This is a genomic window from Mesorhizobium sp. M0244 (genome assembly GCF_040321795.1).
Taxonomy (GTDB): domain Bacteria; phylum Pseudomonadota; class Alphaproteobacteria; order Rhizobiales; family Rhizobiaceae; genus Mesorhizobium.
The window spans coordinates 1-19,712 of the sequence record NZ_JAMYSE010000115.1 but is presented as its reverse complement, the minus strand read 5'-3'; the positions used below and the strand labels follow the sequence as shown (position 1 = coordinate 19,712).

General features: G+C 65.1%; 18 protein-coding genes and 1 pseudogene. 9 read left to right on the top strand and 10 right to left on the bottom strand.

Going from position 1 to position 19,712, the window contains the following annotated elements:
• The 5 genes from NKJ08_RS34705 to NKJ08_RS34685 all read right to left on the bottom strand — a co-directional run.
• On the bottom strand, positions 1 to 628 hold a 628-nt coding region (locus tag NKJ08_RS34705), incomplete at its 3' end, for an enoyl-CoA hydratase-related protein (RefSeq protein ID WP_352785684.1).
• A 120-nt stretch (positions 629 to 748) separates the two neighbouring features.
• Entirely contained in the window at positions 749 to 1,696 is a 948-nt protein-coding gene (locus tag NKJ08_RS34700; RefSeq protein ID WP_023678189.1) for an ABC transporter permease, read from the bottom strand.
• A 2-nt stretch (positions 1,697 to 1,698) separates the two neighbouring features.
• The gene (locus tag NKJ08_RS34695; RefSeq protein WP_352523038.1) at positions 1,699 to 2,673 is read right to left on the bottom strand and encodes an ABC transporter permease; all 975 of its coding nucleotides are present in this window, start codon (positions 2,671 to 2,673) and stop codon (positions 1,699 to 1,701) included.
• A 1-nt stretch (position 2,674) separates the two neighbouring features.
• The gene (locus NKJ08_RS34690) at positions 2,675 to 4,195 is read right to left on the bottom strand and encodes a sugar ABC transporter ATP-binding protein (protein ID WP_352785681.1); all 1,521 of its coding nucleotides are present in this window, start codon (positions 4,193 to 4,195) and stop codon (positions 2,675 to 2,677) included.
• 47 nt (positions 4,196 to 4,242) lie between these two features.
• Complete coding sequence (locus NKJ08_RS34685; protein WP_352775040.1) at positions 4,243 to 5,256, bottom strand: ABC transporter substrate-binding protein; 1,014 nt, start codon at positions 5,254 to 5,256, stop codon at positions 4,243 to 4,245.
• Positions 5,257 to 5,446: 190 nt separating this feature from the next.
• Between NKJ08_RS34685 and NKJ08_RS34680 the strand changes: the two genes are divergently transcribed.
• The 6 genes from NKJ08_RS34680 (at position 5,447) to NKJ08_RS34655 (ending at position 13,073) form a co-directional block, all read left to right on the top strand.
• On the top strand, positions 5,447 to 7,873 hold the full coding sequence (locus tag NKJ08_RS34680; protein ID WP_352785677.1) for a glucan 1,4-alpha-glucosidase: 2,427 nt from the start codon (positions 5,447 to 5,449) through the stop codon (positions 7,871 to 7,873).
• A gap of 14 nt (positions 7,874 to 7,887) precedes the next feature.
• On the top strand, positions 7,888 to 8,904 hold the full coding sequence (gene gnd, locus NKJ08_RS34675) for a phosphogluconate dehydrogenase (NAD(+)-dependent, decarboxylating) (protein ID WP_352775035.1): 1,017 nt from the start codon (positions 7,888 to 7,890) through the stop codon (positions 8,902 to 8,904).
• A gap of 16 nt (positions 8,905 to 8,920) precedes the next feature.
• The gene (gene zwf, locus NKJ08_RS34670; protein WP_352785673.1) at positions 8,921 to 10,297 is read left to right on the top strand and encodes a glucose-6-phosphate dehydrogenase; all 1,377 of its coding nucleotides are present in this window, start codon (positions 8,921 to 8,923) and stop codon (positions 10,295 to 10,297) included.
• Positions 10,298 to 10,316: 19 nt separating this feature from the next.
• The gene (locus NKJ08_RS34665) at positions 10,317 to 11,021 is read left to right on the top strand and encodes an ROK family protein (RefSeq protein WP_352523044.1); all 705 of its coding nucleotides are present in this window, start codon (positions 10,317 to 10,319) and stop codon (positions 11,019 to 11,021) included.
• 164 nt (positions 11,022 to 11,185) lie between these two features.
• Complete coding sequence (locus tag NKJ08_RS34660; protein WP_352523045.1) at positions 11,186 to 11,650, top strand: Ros/MucR family transcriptional regulator; 465 nt, start codon at positions 11,186 to 11,188, stop codon at positions 11,648 to 11,650.
• 181 nt (positions 11,651 to 11,831) lie between these two features.
• On the top strand, positions 11,832 to 13,073 hold the full coding sequence (locus NKJ08_RS34655) for an MFS transporter (protein WP_352523046.1): 1,242 nt from the start codon (positions 11,832 to 11,834) through the stop codon (positions 13,071 to 13,073).
• 90 nt (positions 13,074 to 13,163) lie between these two features.
• Here NKJ08_RS34655 and NKJ08_RS34650 read toward each other — a convergent pair whose 3' ends face one another.
• A complete protein-coding gene (locus NKJ08_RS34650; protein WP_352523047.1) occupies positions 13,164 to 13,595 on the bottom strand; it encodes a winged helix-turn-helix transcriptional regulator in 432 nt (143 codons plus the stop codon).
• A gap of 206 nt (positions 13,596 to 13,801) precedes the next feature.
• Between NKJ08_RS34650 and NKJ08_RS34645 the strand changes: the two genes are divergently transcribed.
• The 3 genes and pseudogenes from NKJ08_RS34645 (at position 13,802) to NKJ08_RS34635 (ending at position 15,454) form a co-directional block, all read left to right on the top strand.
• On the top strand, positions 13,802 to 14,158 hold the full coding sequence (locus tag NKJ08_RS34645; protein WP_352775024.1) for a hypothetical protein: 357 nt from the start codon (positions 13,802 to 13,804) through the stop codon (positions 14,156 to 14,158).
• A gap of 93 nt (positions 14,159 to 14,251) precedes the next feature.
• Positions 14,252 to 15,066: pseudogene (locus NKJ08_RS34640) on the top strand (oxidoreductase).
• 199 nt (positions 15,067 to 15,265) lie between these two features.
• Positions 15,266 to 15,454, top strand: coding sequence for a hypothetical protein (locus NKJ08_RS34635; RefSeq protein WP_352523077.1), 189 nt, complete (start codon positions 15,266 to 15,268; stop codon positions 15,452 to 15,454).
• Position 15,455: 1 nt separating this feature from the next.
• Here the strand turns inward: NKJ08_RS34635 and NKJ08_RS34630 are convergent, their stop codons facing one another.
• From NKJ08_RS34630 to NKJ08_RS34615, 4 genes are all read right to left on the bottom strand, one after another.
• Entirely contained in the window at positions 15,456 to 16,172 is a 717-nt protein-coding gene (locus NKJ08_RS34630; protein WP_352523049.1) for a glutamine amidotransferase, read from the bottom strand.
• Between the two features lie 18 nt (positions 16,173 to 16,190).
• Entirely contained in the window at positions 16,191 to 16,670 is a 480-nt protein-coding gene (locus NKJ08_RS34625; protein ID WP_352523050.1) for a tellurite resistance TerB family protein, read from the bottom strand.
• Between the two features lie 39 nt (positions 16,671 to 16,709).
• Positions 16,710 to 18,320 carry a heme biosynthesis protein HemY gene (locus tag NKJ08_RS34620; protein ID WP_352785667.1) on the bottom strand — a complete coding sequence of 537 codons (1,611 nt, stop codon included), beginning with the start codon at positions 18,318 to 18,320 and terminating at the stop codon, positions 16,710 to 16,712.
• Positions 18,321 to 18,328: 8 nt separating this feature from the next.
• On the bottom strand, positions 18,329 to 19,712 hold a 1,384-nt coding region (locus tag NKJ08_RS34615), incomplete at its 5' end, for a phage tail protein (RefSeq protein ID WP_352785664.1).

Sequence of the window (19,712 nt, the reverse complement as noted above, 5' to 3'; positions counted from 1 at the left end):
CGGCCCGGTCGAGGCGATCATTGCGGGCGCGCACCGGTGTGAACGGACCGCCGCTCGCGGCCGGTTCGCTGGCGAAACTCACCGCTTGCGCCGTCAGGGCGCCATCGAAGACCGCATCGACCAGACCGGCGGCGAGCGCCTCGGCCGCACCGATCGGCGTTCCCGAAGCGATCATGCTGAGTGCCTTCAGCGGACCAACCAAGCGCGGCAGGCGAACCGTGCCGCCGCCGCCCGGCAGCAGGCCGAGCTTGACTTCCGGCAGGCCGAGCCTTGCCGTTCGGTCGGCAATACGGAAATGGCAGCCGAGCGCCAGTTCCAGTCCGCCGCCGAGCGCAGTGCCATGAATGGCGGCGATCGTCGGCTTGGCGATAGTTTCCAGCACGGCGACAATGACGCGCAGATCCGGCTGCTGCGCCGGTTTGCCGAACTCGGTGATCTCGGCGCCGGCGACGAAGGTGCGCCCTGCGCAGGCCATCACGATGGCTGCCACCGACGGCTCGTCCCGCAGGGAAACAAGCGCCTGCATCAGCGGCTCGCGCACGTGGAAGCTCAGTGCGTTGACCGGCGGATTGTCGATGGTCACCAGCGCGACGTTGCCATGCCTTTTGGTGCTGACGAAATCGGACACGCAAACCTCATACAATGATGTTGGCCGGTAGCGCGACGGATTTACAGCGCTGGCATGCGGATGGGAACCACATGTTTTGCGGGCCGGATCGATATCCTCTCGCCACCGGGTGTCCTTGCCTCAGCGCAACGCTTTCTGCCCGCCGGCCGCGGTGATGACGCCGACGATGATCAGCCCCGTCAGCACCAGGCGGACGCCGACGCTTACGCCGAACGTGTTGAGCATAGTCAACAGCAGCACGAGGAACAGCGCCGCGCCCCAGACCCCCGGCACATTGGCCTTGCCGCCCGCCACCGACGTGCCGCCGATAACGACGACCGCGATCGAGGCCAGCAGATACTCATTGCCGATATCGACATTGGCGCCGCGGAAATAGCCGGCGAGCAATGCACCGTCGAGGCCGCCGAGCGCGCCCGACAGCGTGTAGGTGAGGAAGCGGGTGCGGCCGACATTGACGCCTGCCAGCCAGGCGGCGCGGATGTTCTGGCCGATCGCCAGCACCGAGCGGCCGTAGATCATGCGCTGCAGCACGATGCCGGCGCCGATGGTGAACAGCACGGTGAGGATCGCCAGCACCGGGATGCCGAAGACCTGCCAATTGGTGAAATCGGCAAAGCCCGGCGGCGGCTTGATCTGCAAGCCGCGCCCATAGCTGATATCGACCGACTGGATAACGAAGCTGGCCGACAGCGTCGCGATGATCGGCGGAATGCGCAGCGCCCATATCAGGAGGTAGTTGACGGCGCCGATCGCCATGCCGCAGGCAAGTGCGGCCAGCAGCCCGACCGCGATCATCGCATCATTGCCGTCCATGACCTTCATCGCGACGGCACTGGCAAGGCCGATATTGGCCGGCAGCGACAGGTCGACATTGCCTGGCCCGAGCGTGATGACGAACATCTGCCCGACGCCGACGATGACGGTGAAGACGGCGAGCGACAGCGCCGCCGTGATCATGCCGCCGCCGCCATAGCCGCCGGTGAAGGCGATCGTCGCCAGCCACACCAGCAGCGCTCCGAAGAACGACCAGATCCAGGGTCTGGCGAGCAGCGTCCGCAGCGAGGCCATGCTCACCTGTCCCTGCGGCTGATCAGCACCCGCGCTGCCAGCACGATGATCAGGATGGCGCCGTTGGCGGCGACCTGCCAGTCGGGCGGAATGTGCATGAAGGTCAAAAGCGGCGAGGCGGCCAGCGCCAGCGTCAGCGCACCGATGACGGCGCCCATCGGTGACACCCGGCCGCCGACGAACTCGCCGCCGCCGAGGATGACGCCGGCGATCGAAAGCAGCGTATAGCCATTGCCGATATTGGCATCGGCCGAGGTGGTGATGCCGATCAGCGCCATGCCGGACAAAACGCCGAACAGGCCGGTCAGCGCAAACAGCGCGATCTTGGTGCGGAGCAGCGACCAGCCGGCGCGCTTCAGTGCGGCTGAATTGCCGCCCGATCCGCGCAGGATAACGCCATAGGAGGTGCGCATCAGGCCAAAGTGGACGACGGCCGCGATCAGCAATGCCGCGATGATCGGGAACGGAATGAAGGGTGGCTTGAAAGCCACGAGCGCCAGCAGCCAGTCCGGCGCCTTGCCGCCGGGCTTCGGCAGGATCAGGATGGCCAGGCCCTGCCAGACGAAGCTCATGCCGAGCGTCACCACGATCGAGGGCAGGTTGCGCAGATGGATCAGCGCACCGAGCAGCGCGTAGACGCCGATCGATCCCAGGAGGATCACGACGCCGAGCAGCGGCGCGTCCTTCAGCCATGTCGCCGTGACACAGCCGACGAAGCCGACAAAGGTGCCGATCGACAAGTCGAGCTCGTTGCCGGCGATGACGAACATCTGCGCGATCGTCGCCAGCGCGATCGGGATCGCCAGATTGAGCATCAGGCTGAAGCCGAAATAGCTGATGGCGCGCGGGTTGAGCCAGGCGATGGCGATGAGCACCAGCGCCAGCGACAGTGCCGGCAGCAGGCTGCGCAGCATGCGCGCCCGCCCCGTGGCGCGCGCCGAAGATTTGAGCCCGTTCTCGATGGATGCCGCTGTCATCTTACGCCGCGTCGCCGAACGAGGACTGGATGATCTTTTCCTCCGTCAGTTCGTCGCGACGAAGGTTGGCGACGATCCGGCCGTTCTTGAACACATAGATGTGGTCGCAATTGTCGAGCTCTTCGGTTTCGGTGGTGTACCAGAGGAAAGTGCGGCCATGGCGAGCCTCTTCGCGCACGAGGTCGTAGACTTCGAGCTTGGTGCCGATATCGACGCCGCGCATCGGATCGTCCATCAGCACGATCTTGGCATCGGAGCCAAGCGCCCGCGCGAACAGCGCCTTCTGCTGGTTGCCGCCGGACAGCGAGAAGATGTTATTGTTCATATCGGGCGTGCGGATGCCGATCTTCCTCTGCCACCGTTCGGCGAGCTCGGCTTCGCGCTGCGGCGAGATCAGCAGGCCGTTGCGCAATCGCGCCAGCGAACGGATGCCGATGTTCTCGGCGATCGACCATTGCGGAAAAATACCGTCCGACTGGCGGTCGCCGGCAACCAGCGCCACCGGCGCGGTGACCTCGATGCCGGTTTTGGCGCGGGAAGCCGCGGCAAAGATCGCCAGCAAAAGATCGGTCTGCCCATGCCCGGCAAGTCCGGCAAGGCCGATGATCTCACCGGCACGGGCGACAAGCTCGTTGCCGTCCTGCTGTCGCGCCGGACGCGCCCGGACCCGCAGCGGACCGGGCTGCGGCTTGCCGGTCGCAATCTCGGCCGCGGCCTTCTCGCGCGCCGCCGCCCCGCCCATCGCCGTTACCAGCCTGTCGCGGTCGAAGGCATCGGCCTGCCCGGCGGCGACGACCTTGCCGTCGCGCATCACCACGATGCGGTCGGCATTTCCGAGCACTTCGCCCAGCACATGCGAGATCAGGATGCAGCTCTTGCCGGCGGCGACGAAGCGGCGGACGAAAGCCAGCAGCTGGCCGGCGGTATGCGCGTCGAGCGAGGATGTCGGCTCGTCGAGGATGACCAGTTCGAGCGGCTCCTGCGTGACTGTGAAGGCGCGCGCCACCTCCACCATCTGCCGGCTGGTGATGGCGAGATCACGGACGATGTCGGATGCCGAGATGCTGTGGCCGGGGAAGATCTCGTCGAGCTTGGCGGCGATGAGATCGGCCGCGTTGCGCCGCCAGCCGAAGCCCTGCAGCGACGCGTGGTTGATCCGCGTGTTCTCGGCGACGCTGAGGTTCGGGCAGAGCGACAGTTCCTGGAACACGCAGCGTATGCCGAGCTGCTGCGCGCGCGACACGGAATAACTTGCCTCGACGCGGCCGCGGACCGCGATCTGCCCGCCATCGGGGGTGAGCGTGCCCGCCACCATATGCATGAGCGTCGATTTTCCGGCACCATTATGGCCGACGAGACCGACGCATTCTCCCGCCCGAACGCTGAAATCGACACCGGCGAGCGCCCGGACGGCGCCGAAATGTTTTTCGGCTCCGCCCAGTCTGATGATGTCCATATTGGCGGCGCCGAAATGTTTTTCGGCGCCGTCCAGCCTGATGATGTCTGCATTGGCCTCGGGCATCCCTCAACGATACCCGGTTGGCCGTGCCGGCGACAATCGTGCCATGCTCACTTGATGTTGGCCTTGATCGCCGCGATGGCGTCTTCCTGCGTGTATTCGTGGCTGGCGACGCCACCCTTGGGGATTTTCGGCAGCGCGGCCTCGAAATCGTCCTGGGTGAAGGCAAGGTACGGCACCAGGAGGTCGTGCGGGATGTCGGTGCGGCCGTCGAGCACCTGCTGCGCCACCCAGAAGGCCAGCGACGATACTCCCGGCGCAATCGAAGCCGACCAGGTCTGATAGCCGTCCTTTTCCTTCTGCTCCTTCCACCACTGCAATTCATCCTGGCGATTGCCCATGATGATGGTCGGACGCGGCTTGCCGGCGGCGGCGAAGGCCTGCGCCGCGCCATAGCCGTCACCGCCCTGGTCGACGACGCCGATCACATCCGGCAGCGACGGCAGGATCGTCGCGACCGCCTTCTGTGCCGTTGTCTGGTCCCAGTCGCCGGTCACCGAGCCGACGATCTTGAACTCGGGATGGGCAGCGACGCCTTCAAGAATACCGGCATGGATGGCGTCGTCGATCGAGGTGCCGGCCAAGCCGCGGATTTCCAGGAGATTGCCGCCCTTGGGCTGGAACTTGGCCATCTGCTCGACTTCCTGCTTGCCCATGTCCTTGAAGTCAACGACGACGCGGTAGGCGCAGGGTTCGGTGACGATGCCGTCGAAGGACACGACGACGATGCCGGCGTCGCAGGCCTGCTTGATGGCGCCGTTGAGGGCATCCGGCGACGCCGCGTTGATGACGATCGCATCATAGCCCTGCAGGATCAGGTTCTGCACTTGGGCTGCCTGGGTCGGCACTTCCTTGTCGGCCGTCGTGAAGACGTCGGCGGCGCCGACCACCTTGTCGGCGACTGCCTTCTTGGTGACGATGGCGTAGCTGTCGAGCATCGCCTGCCGCCACGAATTGCCGGCATAATTGTTGGAGAAGGCGATCTTCTTGCCGCTGGTATCGGCAAGCGCGGTGCCCGAGGCGAGCATCGCCGCAAGGGCACTCAAGACGAGTAGCTTCTTCATGTCATAGTCCTCCCATAGGTTAGTCGTCGTTGTCGGCTGCTGACGGCAGCCCTCGTTGCAATTTTGTCAGACAATTTTAGATGCGGACACTTGTCAACAGTGATCGGTGACGGTTTGACGATCAACTTGCGGTGCAATCATTGAAACGGGTTCGGCTCCTGGTCTAGGGATGGCACTGGAGACCGATTGAATGGCTGCGAACCTTGCCCCGGGCGCACCCGGCATTCCGGCGCGCTGGACGTCAAGCGCCAAGAGCGGCGTCGGCACCGCGCTTTCGCCGGCATGCCCGATCTGGTTCACCATCAGCCACGGTATCCTCAACGAGATCTACTATCCGCGCCTCGACAGCGCCTGCACCCGCGATCTGGGGCTGATCGTCACCGGACCCGACGGCTATTTCTCCGAAGAAAAGCGCGACGCCGAGCACAGCATCGAACCGCTCGAGGACGGGGCGCCTGCTTACCGGTTGATCAACACCGCGGCCGATGGAACCTACCGGATCGAAAAGCGCATCCTGACCGATCCGGAACGTCCCGCCTTGCTGCAGGAGATCACGTTCACGTCGCTCAAAGGCGCGGCCGCCGACTACGGCGTCTACGCGCTGCTGGCGCCGCACCTCGTCAACGCCGGGATGGGCAATACCGCCTGGATCGATGACCATGACCGGAATCCTGTCCTGTTTGCATCGGGACGCGGCGTCTGCCTGGCGCTGGCCTCGTCGCTGCCGTGGAAAGCATGCTCGGCCGGTTATGTCGGCGCCTCCGATGGCTGGCAGCAGCTTCGTCAGCACGGCCAGCTCGATCCGGCCTGCCGCAGGGCCGAGGACGGCAATGTCGCGCTGACCGGCGAGATTGGTTTTTCGAACGCGAACCCCAGGGCCTTGCTGGCACTCGGTTTTGGAACGACGCCGCAAGAGGCGGCGGAAACTGCTTTCGCCAGCCTGAAGCAAGGTTTTGAGCCCGCGGCCAGATCCTACGCCGAGAAATGGCGCCAATGGCAGGCCGGATTGCTGCCGCTGGACCGGCACGCGGCATCCGGCCTCAACAGCTACCGCCTCAGCACGGCGGTTCTGGCGACACACCGGTCGTCCGCCGGAGCAGCCGTCGCCAGCCTGTCGATCCCGTGGGGCTTCAGCAAGGGCGACGACGATCTCGGCGGCTATCACCTGGTCTGGCCGCGCGATCTGGTCGAAACCGCCGGCGGGTTCCTCGCCGCCGGCGACCCGGCCGAAGCCTTGCGCATCCTTGTCTATCTGCGCTCGATCCAGCAGCCGGACGGCCATTGGCCGCAGAACGCCTGGCTCGACGGGTCGGCCTATTGGCCGGGCATCCAGATGGACGAATGCGCCTTCCCGCTGCTGCTCGCCGACGCGCTGCGCCGCGCCGGGCATTTGCCGCCTGCGGTACTCTCTTCGTTCATGCCGATGATCGAGCGCGCGGCCGCCTATGTCGTGCGCAACGGCCCCCTCACCGGCGAGGACCGCTGGGAGGAAGACGCCGGCTACAGCCCGTTCACGCTTGCCGTCGAGATCGCCGCGTTGCTTGCGGCTGCGGACATGTTCGATGCCGCCGGTAAAACAGAGCCGGCAAACTATCTGCGCGAAACCGCCGATATCTGGAACGATCAGATCGAGCGCTGGACCTACGTCGCCGGCAGCTCGTCATGCGACGAAGCCGGCGTCGAAGGCTACTATGTCCGCATCGCGCCGCCGGACACGGCCGGCGCGGCATCGCCGAACGGCGGCTTTGTGCCGATCAAGAACCGGCCGCCCGGCGACACGGACCGGCCGGCCGAAGCGATTGTCAGCCCGGATGCGCTGGCGCTGGTCCGCTTTGGCCTGCGGGCGGCCGACGATCCGCGCATCCTCGACACGCTCAAGGTCATCGACGCGCAATTGCGCTGCGAGCTGCCGCAGGGGCCGCTCTGGTACCGCTACAACGGCGACGGCTACGGCGAGCATGCCGACGGCGCACCTTTCGACGGCAGCGGCCAGGGTCGGCCCTGGCCGCTGCTGGTCGGCGAGCGCGCCCATTACGAGCTGGCGGCAGGGCGCACGGACAAAGCGGCAAGCCTGCTCGGGACGTTCGAGAACTCTGCCGGGCCGGGCGGCCTGCTGCCGGAGCAGATCTGGGATGGTCTCGACATGCCGGAGCGCGAATTGCGGCATGGCGGCCCCTCCGGCAGTGCCAAGCCGCTGGTCTGGGCGCATTCCGAGCACATCAAGCTGCTGCGTTCGCTGCGCGACGGCACCGTGTTCGACATGCCGCCGCAAGGCGTCAAGCGCTACATCGAGGGCAGGACGGTGTCGCGCCTCAGGGCATGGCGTTTCAACCACAAGATCCGTACCATCCCCGCCGGCAAGGAGCTGCGCATCGAACTTCTGGCCCGGGCGGTGATCCATTGGAGCAGCGACAATTGGGCAACCGCCCATGACAGCGAGACCGCCGCGAACGTTTTCGGCATCCATCTCGCGGAGTTGCCGGTTGCCGAACTCGCGCCGGGCAATAGCATTGTCTTCACATTCTTCTGGTCCGATGCCGGCCGTTGGGAGAATGCTGACTTTTCTGTCGGCATCGGCGATGCCGGACAGCCACTAGATCATCGATCCCTCAAGTAAGGCAGGATGTGACCATGCAGATAGGAATGATGGGACTGGGCAGGATGGGCGCCAACATGGTTCGGCGCCTGCTGCGCGATGGCCACGAATGCGTCGTCTACGACATCAACCCGGCGAGCGTCGCCGCGCTTGTGACCGCCGGCGCGATTGGAGCCGCCTCGATGGAGGAGTTCGTCGGCAAGCTGGCGAAACCGCGCAGCGCCTGGCTGATGCTGCCGGCGGCGATCACCGGCCGGATCGTCGACCAGGTGGCCGCCCTGATGGAGCCCGGCGACATCATCATCGATGGTGGCAACTCCTATTATCATGAGGCCGTCGATCATGCAGCGCGCCTGGCATTGAAAGGCCTGAGCTATGTCGATGTCGGTACCAGCGGCGGCGTCTGGGGCCTCGAGCGCGGCTATTGCCTGATGATCGGCGGCCCCGACAGCGCGGTCCAGCATCTCGATCCGATCTTCGCAACGCTGGCGCCGGGGGCCGACGCCGCTTCGCCCGTCCCCGCCAAGGACGCCGGAACCGCGCCTTTCGGCTATCTCCACTGCGGGCCGAGCGGCGCCGGCCATTTCGTCAAGATGGTCCATAACGGCATCGAATATGGCGTCATGGCCGCCTATGCCGAGGGCATGAACATCTTGAAGTCGGCGAATGCCGGCAAGCGGCAGCGGACGGCCGACGCTGAAACCAGCCCGCTGGAAAATCCGCAATACTACCAGTTCGACGTCGACATCGCCCAGGTGGCCGAGGTCTGGCGGCATGGCAGCGTCATCGGCTCCTGGCTGCTCGATCTGACGGCCGGCGTGCTGAAGGCCGATTCGGCGCTGACGCAGTTCGGCGGGCGGGTCTCGGATTCCGGCGAAGGCCGCTGGACGCTGAAGGCGGCGATCGACACCGGCGTTCCGGCGCCGGTGCTGTCGTCGGCGCTATTCGACAGGTTCTCCTCGCAAGGCGAATCCGAATTCGCCGACAAGCTTTTGTCCGCCATGCGCTATGCCTTTGGCGGTCATATCGAAAAACCGAAGGCCGGATCGTGACGAGGAAGGCACGCTCATGAGCCCGGAACGGTCCGATACGCTGGTGCTTTTCGGCGCCACCGGCGATCTCGCCCACAAGAAGATCTTCCCCGCCCTCTACACCATGGTGGCCAAGGGAACGCTGAACGAGCCGGTGATCGGCGTCGCCTTCGATCCTTGGGATCTCGGCAAGCTGCAGGCGCGCGCCCGCGACGGCATCGTCAACGCCATCGGCAGCATCGACGACAAGATCTTCGCTAAGCTCGCTTCGCTGCTTCGCTATGTCAGCGGCGACTATCGTGCGCCTGCGACCTTCGAGAAGCTGAAGACCGCGCTGGGCAGCGCGCAGCGGCCGCTGCACTATCTGGCGGTGCCGCCGGCGATGTTCGAGGTCGTCGTCCAGGGGCTGGAGCAGTCGGGCGCCGCCCAGGGCGCACGCCTGATGGTGGAAAAGCCGTTCGGCCACGATCTGCAATCGGCGCGCTGGCTGAACCGCGTCCTGCATCTCGTCTTCGACGAAAAGTCGATCTTCCGCATCGACCACTATCTCGGCAAGGAGGCGATCCAGAACCTGCTCTATTTCCGCTTCGCCAATTCCTTCCTCGAGCCGATCTGGAACCGCAACTTCGTCGAAAGCGTGCAGATCACCATGGCCGAGGATTTCGGCGTCGAGGGCCGCGGCCGCTTCTACGACGAGGTCGGCTGCATCCGCGACGTCATCGAAAATCATCTCTTGAACATCCTCTTGCTGCTCGCCATGGAGCCGCCGGTCGGCCGCTCGGCCGACGATCTGATCGACGAGAAGGTTCAGGTGCTGCGGGCGATCCGGACGCTGACCAAGGACGATGTCGTGCGCGGCCAGTTCGACGGCTATCTCAGCGAGCCAGGCGTGGCGCCGAACTCGCCGGTCGAGACCTTCGCCGCGGTGCGCTTTTTCGTCGACACCTGGCGCTGGCAGGATGTGCCGTTCTTCATCCGCGCCGGCAAATCCCTGCCGGTGCACGCCACCGAGGTCATCGTGCGGCTGAAGCGGCCGCCGCTCGACGTCTTCGATCCGATCAAGCCCGGCGACGCCAATTACGTGCGCTTCCGCATTGACCCGCAGGTGGCGATCTCGATCGGCGCCCAGCGCAAGGCCGCCGGCGACGACATGGTCGGCGAGCAGGTCGAGCTCACCGCATTGGACGACAGCAAGGGCGACATGCCGCCTTACGAGCGGTTGATCGGTGACGCCATGAACGGCAACGGCCAGCTGTTCACCCGCCAGGACGCCAGCGAGCTCGCCTGGCGCATCGTCGGTCCGGTGCTCGGCGATGCCACGCCGCCGCCTGTCTACGCGCCAAAGACGTGGGGACCGACCCAAGCCATGGCTGGATTCGGGCCGCCGAACGGCTGGATCAATCCGTCGAAATGATTTCTGGGAGGCGAAAGCGATGGCCAAATCGGTAAAGCGATCGGAACCGGACGCCGAAAAGATCGTGCTGGCGATCGATATCGGCGGCTCGCACGTCAAGATCCGCACCAGCGCCGGCGGCGAGGAGCGCCGGACCGATTCCGGTCCGGGGCTTACGCCGCAGCAGATGATCGCAGCGGTGAAGACGCTGGCCGAAGGACTGCAATACGATGTCGTCTCGATGGGCTATCCGGGTCCGGTGCACCACAACCGGCCGCTTACCGAACCCGCCAATCTCGGCAAGGGCTGGGTCGGCTGCGATTTCGCCGCTGAGTTCGGCAAGCCGGTGAAGGTCGTCAACGATGCGCTGATGCAGGCCGTCGGCAGTTATGAAGGCGGCCGCATGCTGTTCCTTGGCCTCGGCACCGGCCTGGGTGCCGCGATGATCGTCGATAACGTCGCCCAGCCGATGGAGCTTGCCCATCTTCCCTACAAGAAGCGCGGCAGTTTCGAAGACTATGTCGGCGAACGCGGCCTGCAAAAGCGCGGCAAGAAGAAATGGCGCAAATACGTCTTCGACGTCGTCGATCGGCTTCGCGCCGCCATGCAGCCGGATTACGTGGTCATCGGCGGCGGCAATGTCGATGAACTCGCTGAGCTGCCCGCCGATTGCAGACGCGGCGACAACACACGCGCCTTCGAAGGCGGATTTCGACTGTGGCGCGACAAATCCCTGATTATTTGATATTGCTGATTGTCTGATATTATCGAGCACCGGCTCAGGGTTGTTAATCCCGCGCTGCCGTTAGTATTATTATTCAAAATAATGTGTGACGTGGTGCGCCGTCATTGCATTGCGCAGATTTGCCGACTAGGAATTTCTGCGACCCCCACGGACGGAGAAATAGATTGACCGACGACAGCAACAACGCTCGCAAAGACATCGACCTGCTCGAGCTGACCGCCCATATCGTGTCCGCATACGTCGAGAAGAACCGCTTGCCGGCTTCCGGCCTCGGCGATCTCATCGCCAGCGTCAGCGCTTCCATAGGCGGGCTGGGGCAACCGGCGGTCCCGGTTGCAGCACCGCTGATCCCCGCGGTCAACCCCAAGAAATCAGTGACGCCGGACTACATCGTCTGTCTCGAGGACGGCAAGAAGTTCAAGTCCTTGAAGCGCCATATCGGCGTTCATTTCGGGCTGACGCCCGACGCCTATCGCGCCAAGTGGGGCCTGCCGGCCGACTACCCGATGGTCGCCCCCAACTACGCCGCCTCGCGTTCGCAGCTGGCCAAGGCAATCGGTCTCGGCCGCAAGGCCGCCCCGCCCGCGCCCGTCAAGGGCAGGCCCAGGAAAGCCAAGGCCCCGGCCTAAAGCATTCGGATCAGGTTCGGTCGCTCCGCCGGCGGCAACGCCCGGCGGAGCGGAAATTGTTTGATCCAGGCCGGATTTTTGCGCGCGCCCTGCGCCGAACTGCGCTAAGGCTCTCTTGGCCGGACCAGCGCCCATCGTGGAAGTGCCCCGCCGGCCGATACGCTGCCACGGGGCCTAATCCATGACCACAGAATCCCAAGTACCGTCCGATCAGCGTTATGCCGCCTTTCGCCACCGGCCATTCCTGAGCTACTGGGCGGCGCGCTTCCTTTCCACGTTCTCCACCCAGATCGTGTCGGTCGCCGTCGGCTGGCAGATCTACGACCTCACCCGCGACCCGTTCGACCTCGGCCTCGTCGGCATTGTCCAGTTCCTGCCTTCGCTGCTGCTGGTGCTGGTCACCGGCGACGTTGCCGACCGCTTCGGACGCCGTCTGATCATGGCGCTGGCGGTGCTGGTCGAGGCGGCCTGCGCCTTGGCTCTCCTGCTGTTGACGCTGCGCGGCCTCGCCGGGCCGATGCCGGTCTTCATCGTGCTCGCCATGTTCGGCATCGCGCGCGCCTTCTTCGGGCCGGCCTCCTCATCGCTGTTCGCCAATCTGGTGCCGCCCGAGGATTTCGCCAACGCCATCGCCTGGAACTCGTCCGCCTGGCAGACGGCAACCATCGTCGGGCCGGTCGCCGGCGGCCTTCTCTACGGGCTTTCGGCCGAAGCCGCCTACGTTACCGCGGCCGTGCTGATGCTTATTGCCGCCGTGCTGATCTTCACGATCCCGAAGCCTGCCCAGCGCAGCCAAACCGACAGGCCGACGGTGCAGACCCTGTTCGCCGGCTTCGGCTACATCTGGAGCGAAAAGATCGTGCTCGGCGCGATTTCGCTCGATTTGTTCGCGGTGCTCTTGTCCGGCGCCTCGGCGCTGCTGCCGGTCTATGCGCGCGATATCCTCGAACTCGGTCCCTGGGGGCTTGGTCTGTTGCGCTCGGCGCCGGGCGTCGGCGCCATCTGCGTCGCCATCTGGCTGGCCGGGCACCCGATCCGCAACCATGCCGGCCTTGTCATGCTCGGCTTCGTCGCGCTGTTCGGCGCGTTCACGGTCTTGTTCGGCCTCTCGACCATCACTTGGCTATCGATCGCAGCCCTCGCCTTGCTCGGTGCCACCGACATGTTCAGCGTCTATATCCGCGAGACGCTGATCCAGCTGTGGACGCCGGACAAGGTTCGCGGCCGCGTCAACGCAGTCAACCAGGTGTTTGTCGGCGCCTCCAACGAGCTCGGCGAATTCCGCGCCGGCACCATGGCGGCTCTGATCGGCACGGTTCCGGCCGTGGTCATCGGCGGCATCGGGGCGATCGCCGTCGCCGGCCTGTGGGCGGTGCTGTTTCCGCAACTACGCAAGGTGCGCCATCTCAAGGGACGAAACTGATCCAGAGTGCACTGATCCGGGGTACAGGCCCGCGAATTCCGAATGACCCCGTTCTAGCCACGTCTCAGCTCTCATCAATGCGAACGGATGCTATTCAGGTGTTGCAACGCGAATCGGGCGGGTGCCGATCTTTGCCCCTGTGACAGCATCCACGGCCACCGGCTCGATTTCTTCTCCTGTCTCTGCGTCGACGTATCGCGCCAACCTGCCTTCGCCACGGTATTGGCGTCCCCACGCACCCACTAAGACGAGCACCGGCAAGAAATCGCGTCCGGCGGCCGTCAGCACGTACTCATCGCGCGGAGGCCGCTCCGAGTAGCGCCGCTTTTCCAGAAGTCCCTCCTCCGTCAGCGTCGCCAGCCGCCGGGTCAGAATGGTGGGGGCGATGCCCAGACTTCTCCGGAATTCGTCAAAGCGCGTGAGGCCCAGGCTCGCGTCGCGAAGGATCAACATGCTCCACGCATCGCCGACGCAGGTGAGGCCGCGGGCGATCGGGCAAGAGGCATCGGAAAGATTTTTCATGTTCGTATCATTTTGATAGTGACTTGATATCGAAATGATAGTAACATCTTTTTGAAATGCAATCCAGCACAAAGAAAGGAGTGACTTCCATGGACAGGACCAACCTAGGCGCCCCCCATCCAGAACTTAACCGTCAGCGCGTGCAATCGGCGCATCATGTCGCCGCAGGCCAGCCGAGATCGGCAACATCCAAACGGAGCGTCGCGATGATCAACATCATCGGTGGTGTGGCGGCATTCTTCCTGGCCGCGTCCCCGTTGCATGCCGATGAGCTGTCGGCCATGGCCGGGGAGAGTATCCATCTCGGCGGTTTTCGCGGCGTCTTACACTACGCCGACGAAAATGACGGCTATCGGGTAATCGCAACGATAGCGGAAGGAGAGACCGGGGTTCCGGTGCGCTTCTCGGCCACTCTCGCCGAAGGGCAGTCGGCTACGATATCCGTGCCACGGAAATTGGGCGAACCTGAGCAAAGCCTCGAAATTTCGCGCTCCGGCGACAAGCTCACCGTCACCGAGGTGGGATCGGTGTCCAACCAGCGAACTAGGACCATTGCCGAGTAATGCCCCTCATCGGATCGCCGGGGCGGGCGCCACATCTCCATTTGTGCGCACGCCTGCAGCTGGCAATCCAGCACAAAGAAAGAAGTGATTTCCATGAATAAGACCAATCTTGGCGTCGCCCTGGTGACGGCGGCATCCACCGGCATCGGGCACGCAACGGCCAAGGCCCTGCAGAACGCGGGCTTTCGCGTGTTCGGAACCAGCCGTCGCGCGGTCGCCGAACGATCCGACGGCGTTACCATGCTGACCTGCGACGTCACCGATGACGCGTCCGTTGCGAAACTGGTCGATGACGTGTTGGCCGAAGCCGGGCGTATCGACCTGCTTGTCAACAATGCCGGCGTCGGCCTGCTTGGAGGCGCAGAGGAGTCCTCGACCGTCCAGGCTCAAGCGCTGTTCGACGTGAACGTCTTCGGCGTTCTCCGCGTGACCAACGCGGTCCTGCCGACAATGCGCCGTCAAGGGAAGGGCAGAATCGTCAATTTGAGTTCGGTGCTGGGGTTAATCCCAGCTCCCTACTCTGCGCTCTATGCGTCGACCAAACATGCCATCGAGGGTTATTCCGAATCGCTCGACCACGAACTGCGCCCTTTCGGAATTCGCGTCGTGTTGGTCGAGCCCGCCTATACCCGAACGTCCTTTGAAGAAAATCTCGCCAGGCCGGACCATTTGCTTGAAATCTATGACTCTGCGCGCTCTGGCATGAATGCGACCCTGCGGAAAGCGATGGAGACAGGTGATGCTCCCGAAATTGTGGCCGGGACGGTCTTGAAAGCAGCGACCGAATCCGTTCCGAGGAGGCGCTATGCGGCGGGAAAATTGCGCGCCAGGTCAGTTTCCTGCGCCGTTTGGTCCCCGCATCCGCATTCGACAAGAGCCTGCGAAAGCAGAACGGGCTGTCGGTCTGACATTGACGTCAACAACATCCTGCTGCGGTGGAACCAGCAGGAGTTGTAGGCGCTTCAGGCGACACACTGATCCAGGCACGGGGCCCGCGAACTCCGATAGCCAGGAGTTTACGAGACAACGCAGTATGTGCGGCCCGGTGCGCTACGCGGTCATGCTGCCTCGGCGCCTCGCGAGGATGCCTTGAAGAGGTTGCCGCCGATGGCGCGCGCGGCGCCGGAGCTGGTGCTGTCGCTTCAGCGGGCCTTATGGGCGATGCTCGGCGCAGCCGAAGCCCTGTCCTATGCCGCCGCGACCGCAGAAATCACGGCCGCGCAGGCGCAGGACGAACTCTTCGAAACATTCGTCGCAATGGTTACCAGAAGAGCGCGCCCCGCATGTGCCAGTTAGACTAGGACAGCGCGGGCTTGCCAAAGATCGTCTCCAGGAATTCGCCGAGCCAGCGCTTCAGGTGCATGTCCCAGATCAGCCGGCCGCCGAGATGGTCGCGGCCGGGCTGCGCGCCGGGCAATTCGAAGCGGTGCGCGCCGCGCACCACCCAGCGCTGCATCATCGCCCGGGTCAATTCGCCATGGAACTGAATGCCCCAGGCATTGTCGCCATAGCGGAAGGCCTGGTTGGGATAGGTTTCAGCCGTCGCCAATAGCGTCGCGTCTTTCGGCAGCGAAAAGCCCTCGCGGTGAAACTGATAGACCATCTCCGGCCAATGCATCAGCCTATTGCCCTCTTCGGTCGCCTTCAGCGGATACCAGCCGATCTCGACCAAGCCCTCGCCATGACCCTCGACCTTGCCGCCAAGGTGCTTAACCAGCATTTGCGCGCCAAGGCAGATGCCAAGCAACGGCCGGTTCTCGTTGAGCGGAATTTTGAGCCAGTCGGTCTCGCGGCGGACGAACTCGTCGCCGTCATTGGCGCTCATCGGCCCGCCGAACACCACGGCGCCGGCATGGCCGTCCAGTGTCTGCGGCAAGGCCTCGCCGAGCGGCGGGCGGCGGATGTCGAGATCGAAGCCTTCTTCGATAAGCATATGGCCGACCCGCCCAGGGCTCGAATGCTCCTGATGCAGCACGATCAGGATCTTTGGTCTCGAGCTTGGCTTGGGCGGCATTGGAAGGCTGGATCCTGGCTATTCGTCGCTTGACGTTCCGGCAGCACCTGGAGCCGCCGCGGCCGCCTTGAGGCGTGCCTCGACACGGTCGCGGCGTTCGACGCCGATCAGTTCGGCGACCCGCCACACGGTGTTGTCCTCGAGCTCGTGCAGCTCGCCATCGGCATAGACGATTTCCCACATCAGGCCGATGAAGGCTTTTCGGGCCTCGGCGTCGAGATGGCGCTTGAGCACGCTGGTGAAGGCGTAGAGGTCGATCGCCTCATTGTCGGCCCGCTCACCCGCTGCCGCCAATGCGTCGAGTTCGTCGCCGCTGATCGAATAGCTCTCCGCCAGCACCGCCTTGAACCGCTCCCATTCGGAATCCTGACGCACACCGTCGGCGTTCATGACATGAAAGAGAAGGGCGGACGCGGCAATGCGCGGATCGTCGGCGCTGGCGCTGGCGTCGCCACCGGATGGCAGATCCCTTAGAAACGACAAAACGCGATCGAACATCAAATCATTCCCAATAAGCCCGGGTCAACTCGACCCGGGTCAGAACAAACGAAACCGGCGCGTCGATTTATCCGCCGCGTCGTCGGGATCGACGCCGGGGTCGTCGGGCAGCCGCGCCAGTTCCTGCGCCGGCTCGACGGCTTCGGCATCGTCCGGCACCGCGGCAAAAGCCGCCGCGGTGACCGCTGTCACATGAGCCTCGCCGGTGCGATTTTCCGTCTTCGCTTCGGTCGCCGGCGTCTCGGCTGCGACAGCCCCCTGCTCGATCACCTCGGTTTTTTCCTCTGCCGGCTTGGCTGACGCCGCGATGGCCGGCACCGGGGCCTCCGGGCTGTCCTCATGGCTGTCGATCAATTGGCCGAGCCGCTCCATCGGCGCCCGCCATTCGAATGCATCGAGCCTGCCGGTGACCGGTGATACCGGAGCCCAGCGTTCGGAGACGACGCCGTCGGCGACCCAGGCCGGGTCGCGCGGCGCTCTTACCGCCTTCGACAGCAACTGCCGCACCTTGCCCTGGTCGCCGGTCTCGGCCTCCTCGATATCGGCCAGCAGCAGATAGGCGCCTTCGCGGCGATCCATGCGGATGGCGGCTTCGGCCTCCTGGCGGGCGGTTGAAAAATCCTGCGCATCGAGCGCGGCGCGCGCCACCGCCAGCGAGGACTCGGCATGGTTCTTCTTCAGTTCCTGCAGCTTCTTTGCCCGGTTCAGCCGGTCGAGCACGGCATCGCCCGGCCTGGCATGGGTGTAGAGCTCGGCGATCTCCGGGTGCGGCTCGGCCTTCCACGCCGCCTCGAGGATCTTCGAGCCCTTGCGCACGTCGTTCTGCCGAAACAGCAAAGTCGCCGCGACGACCGCCGCCGGCGCGAAATCCGGCCGCAGCCGGTTGGCTTCGAGGGCCGCCGTGCGAGCGGCATTGGCATCGCTGGCGATCAGCGCCTGCGCCTTGGCGGTGAGCAGCACGGCACGACGCCGGTTGGCGGCGTCGCGCTCGATCTGACGCGTCGACTTCTGCGCATCGACCAATTTTAGCGCGCCGTCCCAGTCGCTGCGTCCGGTCAGGTCTTCCAGAGTCGATTCGGCCGCCCAGGCCAGCTGCGGCCCCACCGCCGGGCCACGGCCGGCATAGTGTCGGGCCGCGTTGCGGTCGCCGAGCCGCTCGGCCTCGAGGTAAAGCCCGCGCAGGCCGAGCAGCCGCATTTCGGGATCGTCGAGCATGGTCTCGAACTTTTCGCGGGCGCCCTCATGGTCGCCCTCGAGCAGCGAGGCCTGCGCGTCCAGCAAATGGATCAGCGGCTCCTGGTCGGAGCGGATGAGCTTTGCCGCTTCCTTGGTCTTCTTGCGGGCGAGCGCGCCGTCACCGGCGCCGGCAGCGATCATGCCGGTCGACAGCGCCTGATAGCCGCGGTCGCGGCGACGCACGCGGAAATAGCGCGAGATCGTATAGGGGCTGTTCCACAGCGCCTTGACCAGCCACCAGACGATCATCACCGCGGCAACGACGGCAACGACCGCCACCGCCGCAACCATCAGGCTGACCTGGTATTGATAGCCGTTGAAGGTGACGAGCATTTCACCCGGCCGGTCGGCCAGCCAGGCGAAGCCGAGTCCGAGCGCAAAGACGACGGCGAGGAAGACGAGGACACGGATCATCGGGTTCCTCACGCCTTCATCGCGCCGGCGATGAGCGAATCGATCTGCGTCTCGACCTCCATCCGCGCCTTCAGTTTGCCGGCAAAGTCGGCGCCGGCGGCCTTGGCCGCTTCGGGCAGGGTTTCGTATTCGCTGAGCGCCTTGGCGTAATCGCTCTGGTTGACCGCGACCTCCATGCGGGCAACCGTTTCCGGGACACCGGTGCCCTCGACGGCGCCGATCGGCCTGACCTTGACCAGCGATTCGGCGCTCGACAGCAGCTTTTGCAGGACGCCGGCATTCTGGTCGACAGGCGTCGCGGTAGCGACCATGGCGTTGGCGGCGGCGTCCGCTTCGGCCGCGATCTCGGCCCGCGTCGGGACCCCCTTTTCGGCATAGGTGCGCAGCGTCGCGATCCCGGGCGCATCCGGTGAGATCGCTGCAAAGGTTTCGAGTTCGGCCGCGAACGGCGCACCGCGGTCGAGCGCTGCCTTGAGCGCCGAGGCGGCAATGGCGAGCGCGATCTTCGGCTGCGAAGCCTGTGCATCGACCTTGCCCGAGAGCTGCGAAACCGATTGTTCCAATGCGGCAAGCCGGCCTTCCTGCGCCTTTGCCGTGTCGCCGGCGGATTTCACCAGCGCATCGAGCGCGGCCAGCCTTTCGTTGAGCGGGCCGAGATCGACCGGCGCCGTGCCGCCGGCCTTGCCGATGGCCGCGACCGCCGTCTCGATCTGCCTGACCTTGTCGCCAAGCGCGGCAAGTCCGGCATTGTCGCCGGCGCCGCCTTGCTCGACCGCCGATTTCAGCGCCGTGACATCCGCTCTGACCTGATCCAGCGCCGACGCCAGCCCGTCCACCTTGGCCGATGCGTCGCTGTTGCCGCCGGCCTGCTTGAGCCCCGCCACCTCGCTTTTCAGCGAAGCGATCTCGCCATTGACGGCGTCGAGCGACACGCCGCCCGACCCCGGCGCACCGAGCAGGCCGGCAAATTGCAGCCCGCCGGCGGCGGCGAGCGCGATGACGCCGCCGATAATGCCGGCGGCGATGCCGCTGATGCCGCTCCGCTTCGGCTGCGCTGCCATTGGTTCGTTTCTCGTTTTGGCTGTCCTCTCGCCGGAGCCTGGGGTCCCCGATCCGTTGGCCCCGGTTCCGCTAACCCCGGTTGCGCTGACTTTGGCGGATGCATCCTCGAAACTGTAGTCGGAAGCCGTGGAGCGACCGGCCGGCGCATCCGAACCGGCAGGATAAGGGGTTTCCGCTCCCTTGGAACCATCGGCGCCGGCATCCGCCGGCTCTTCCGTACCGGCCGGCGCGGCTGCGTCGGCGTGTTCCCATGGCTCGAGATCGGTGTTGTCCGCCTGCACCGGCGGTTGAGGCGGCTCCGGCGGCGGGGGGGTCGGGGCGTACTCGGGT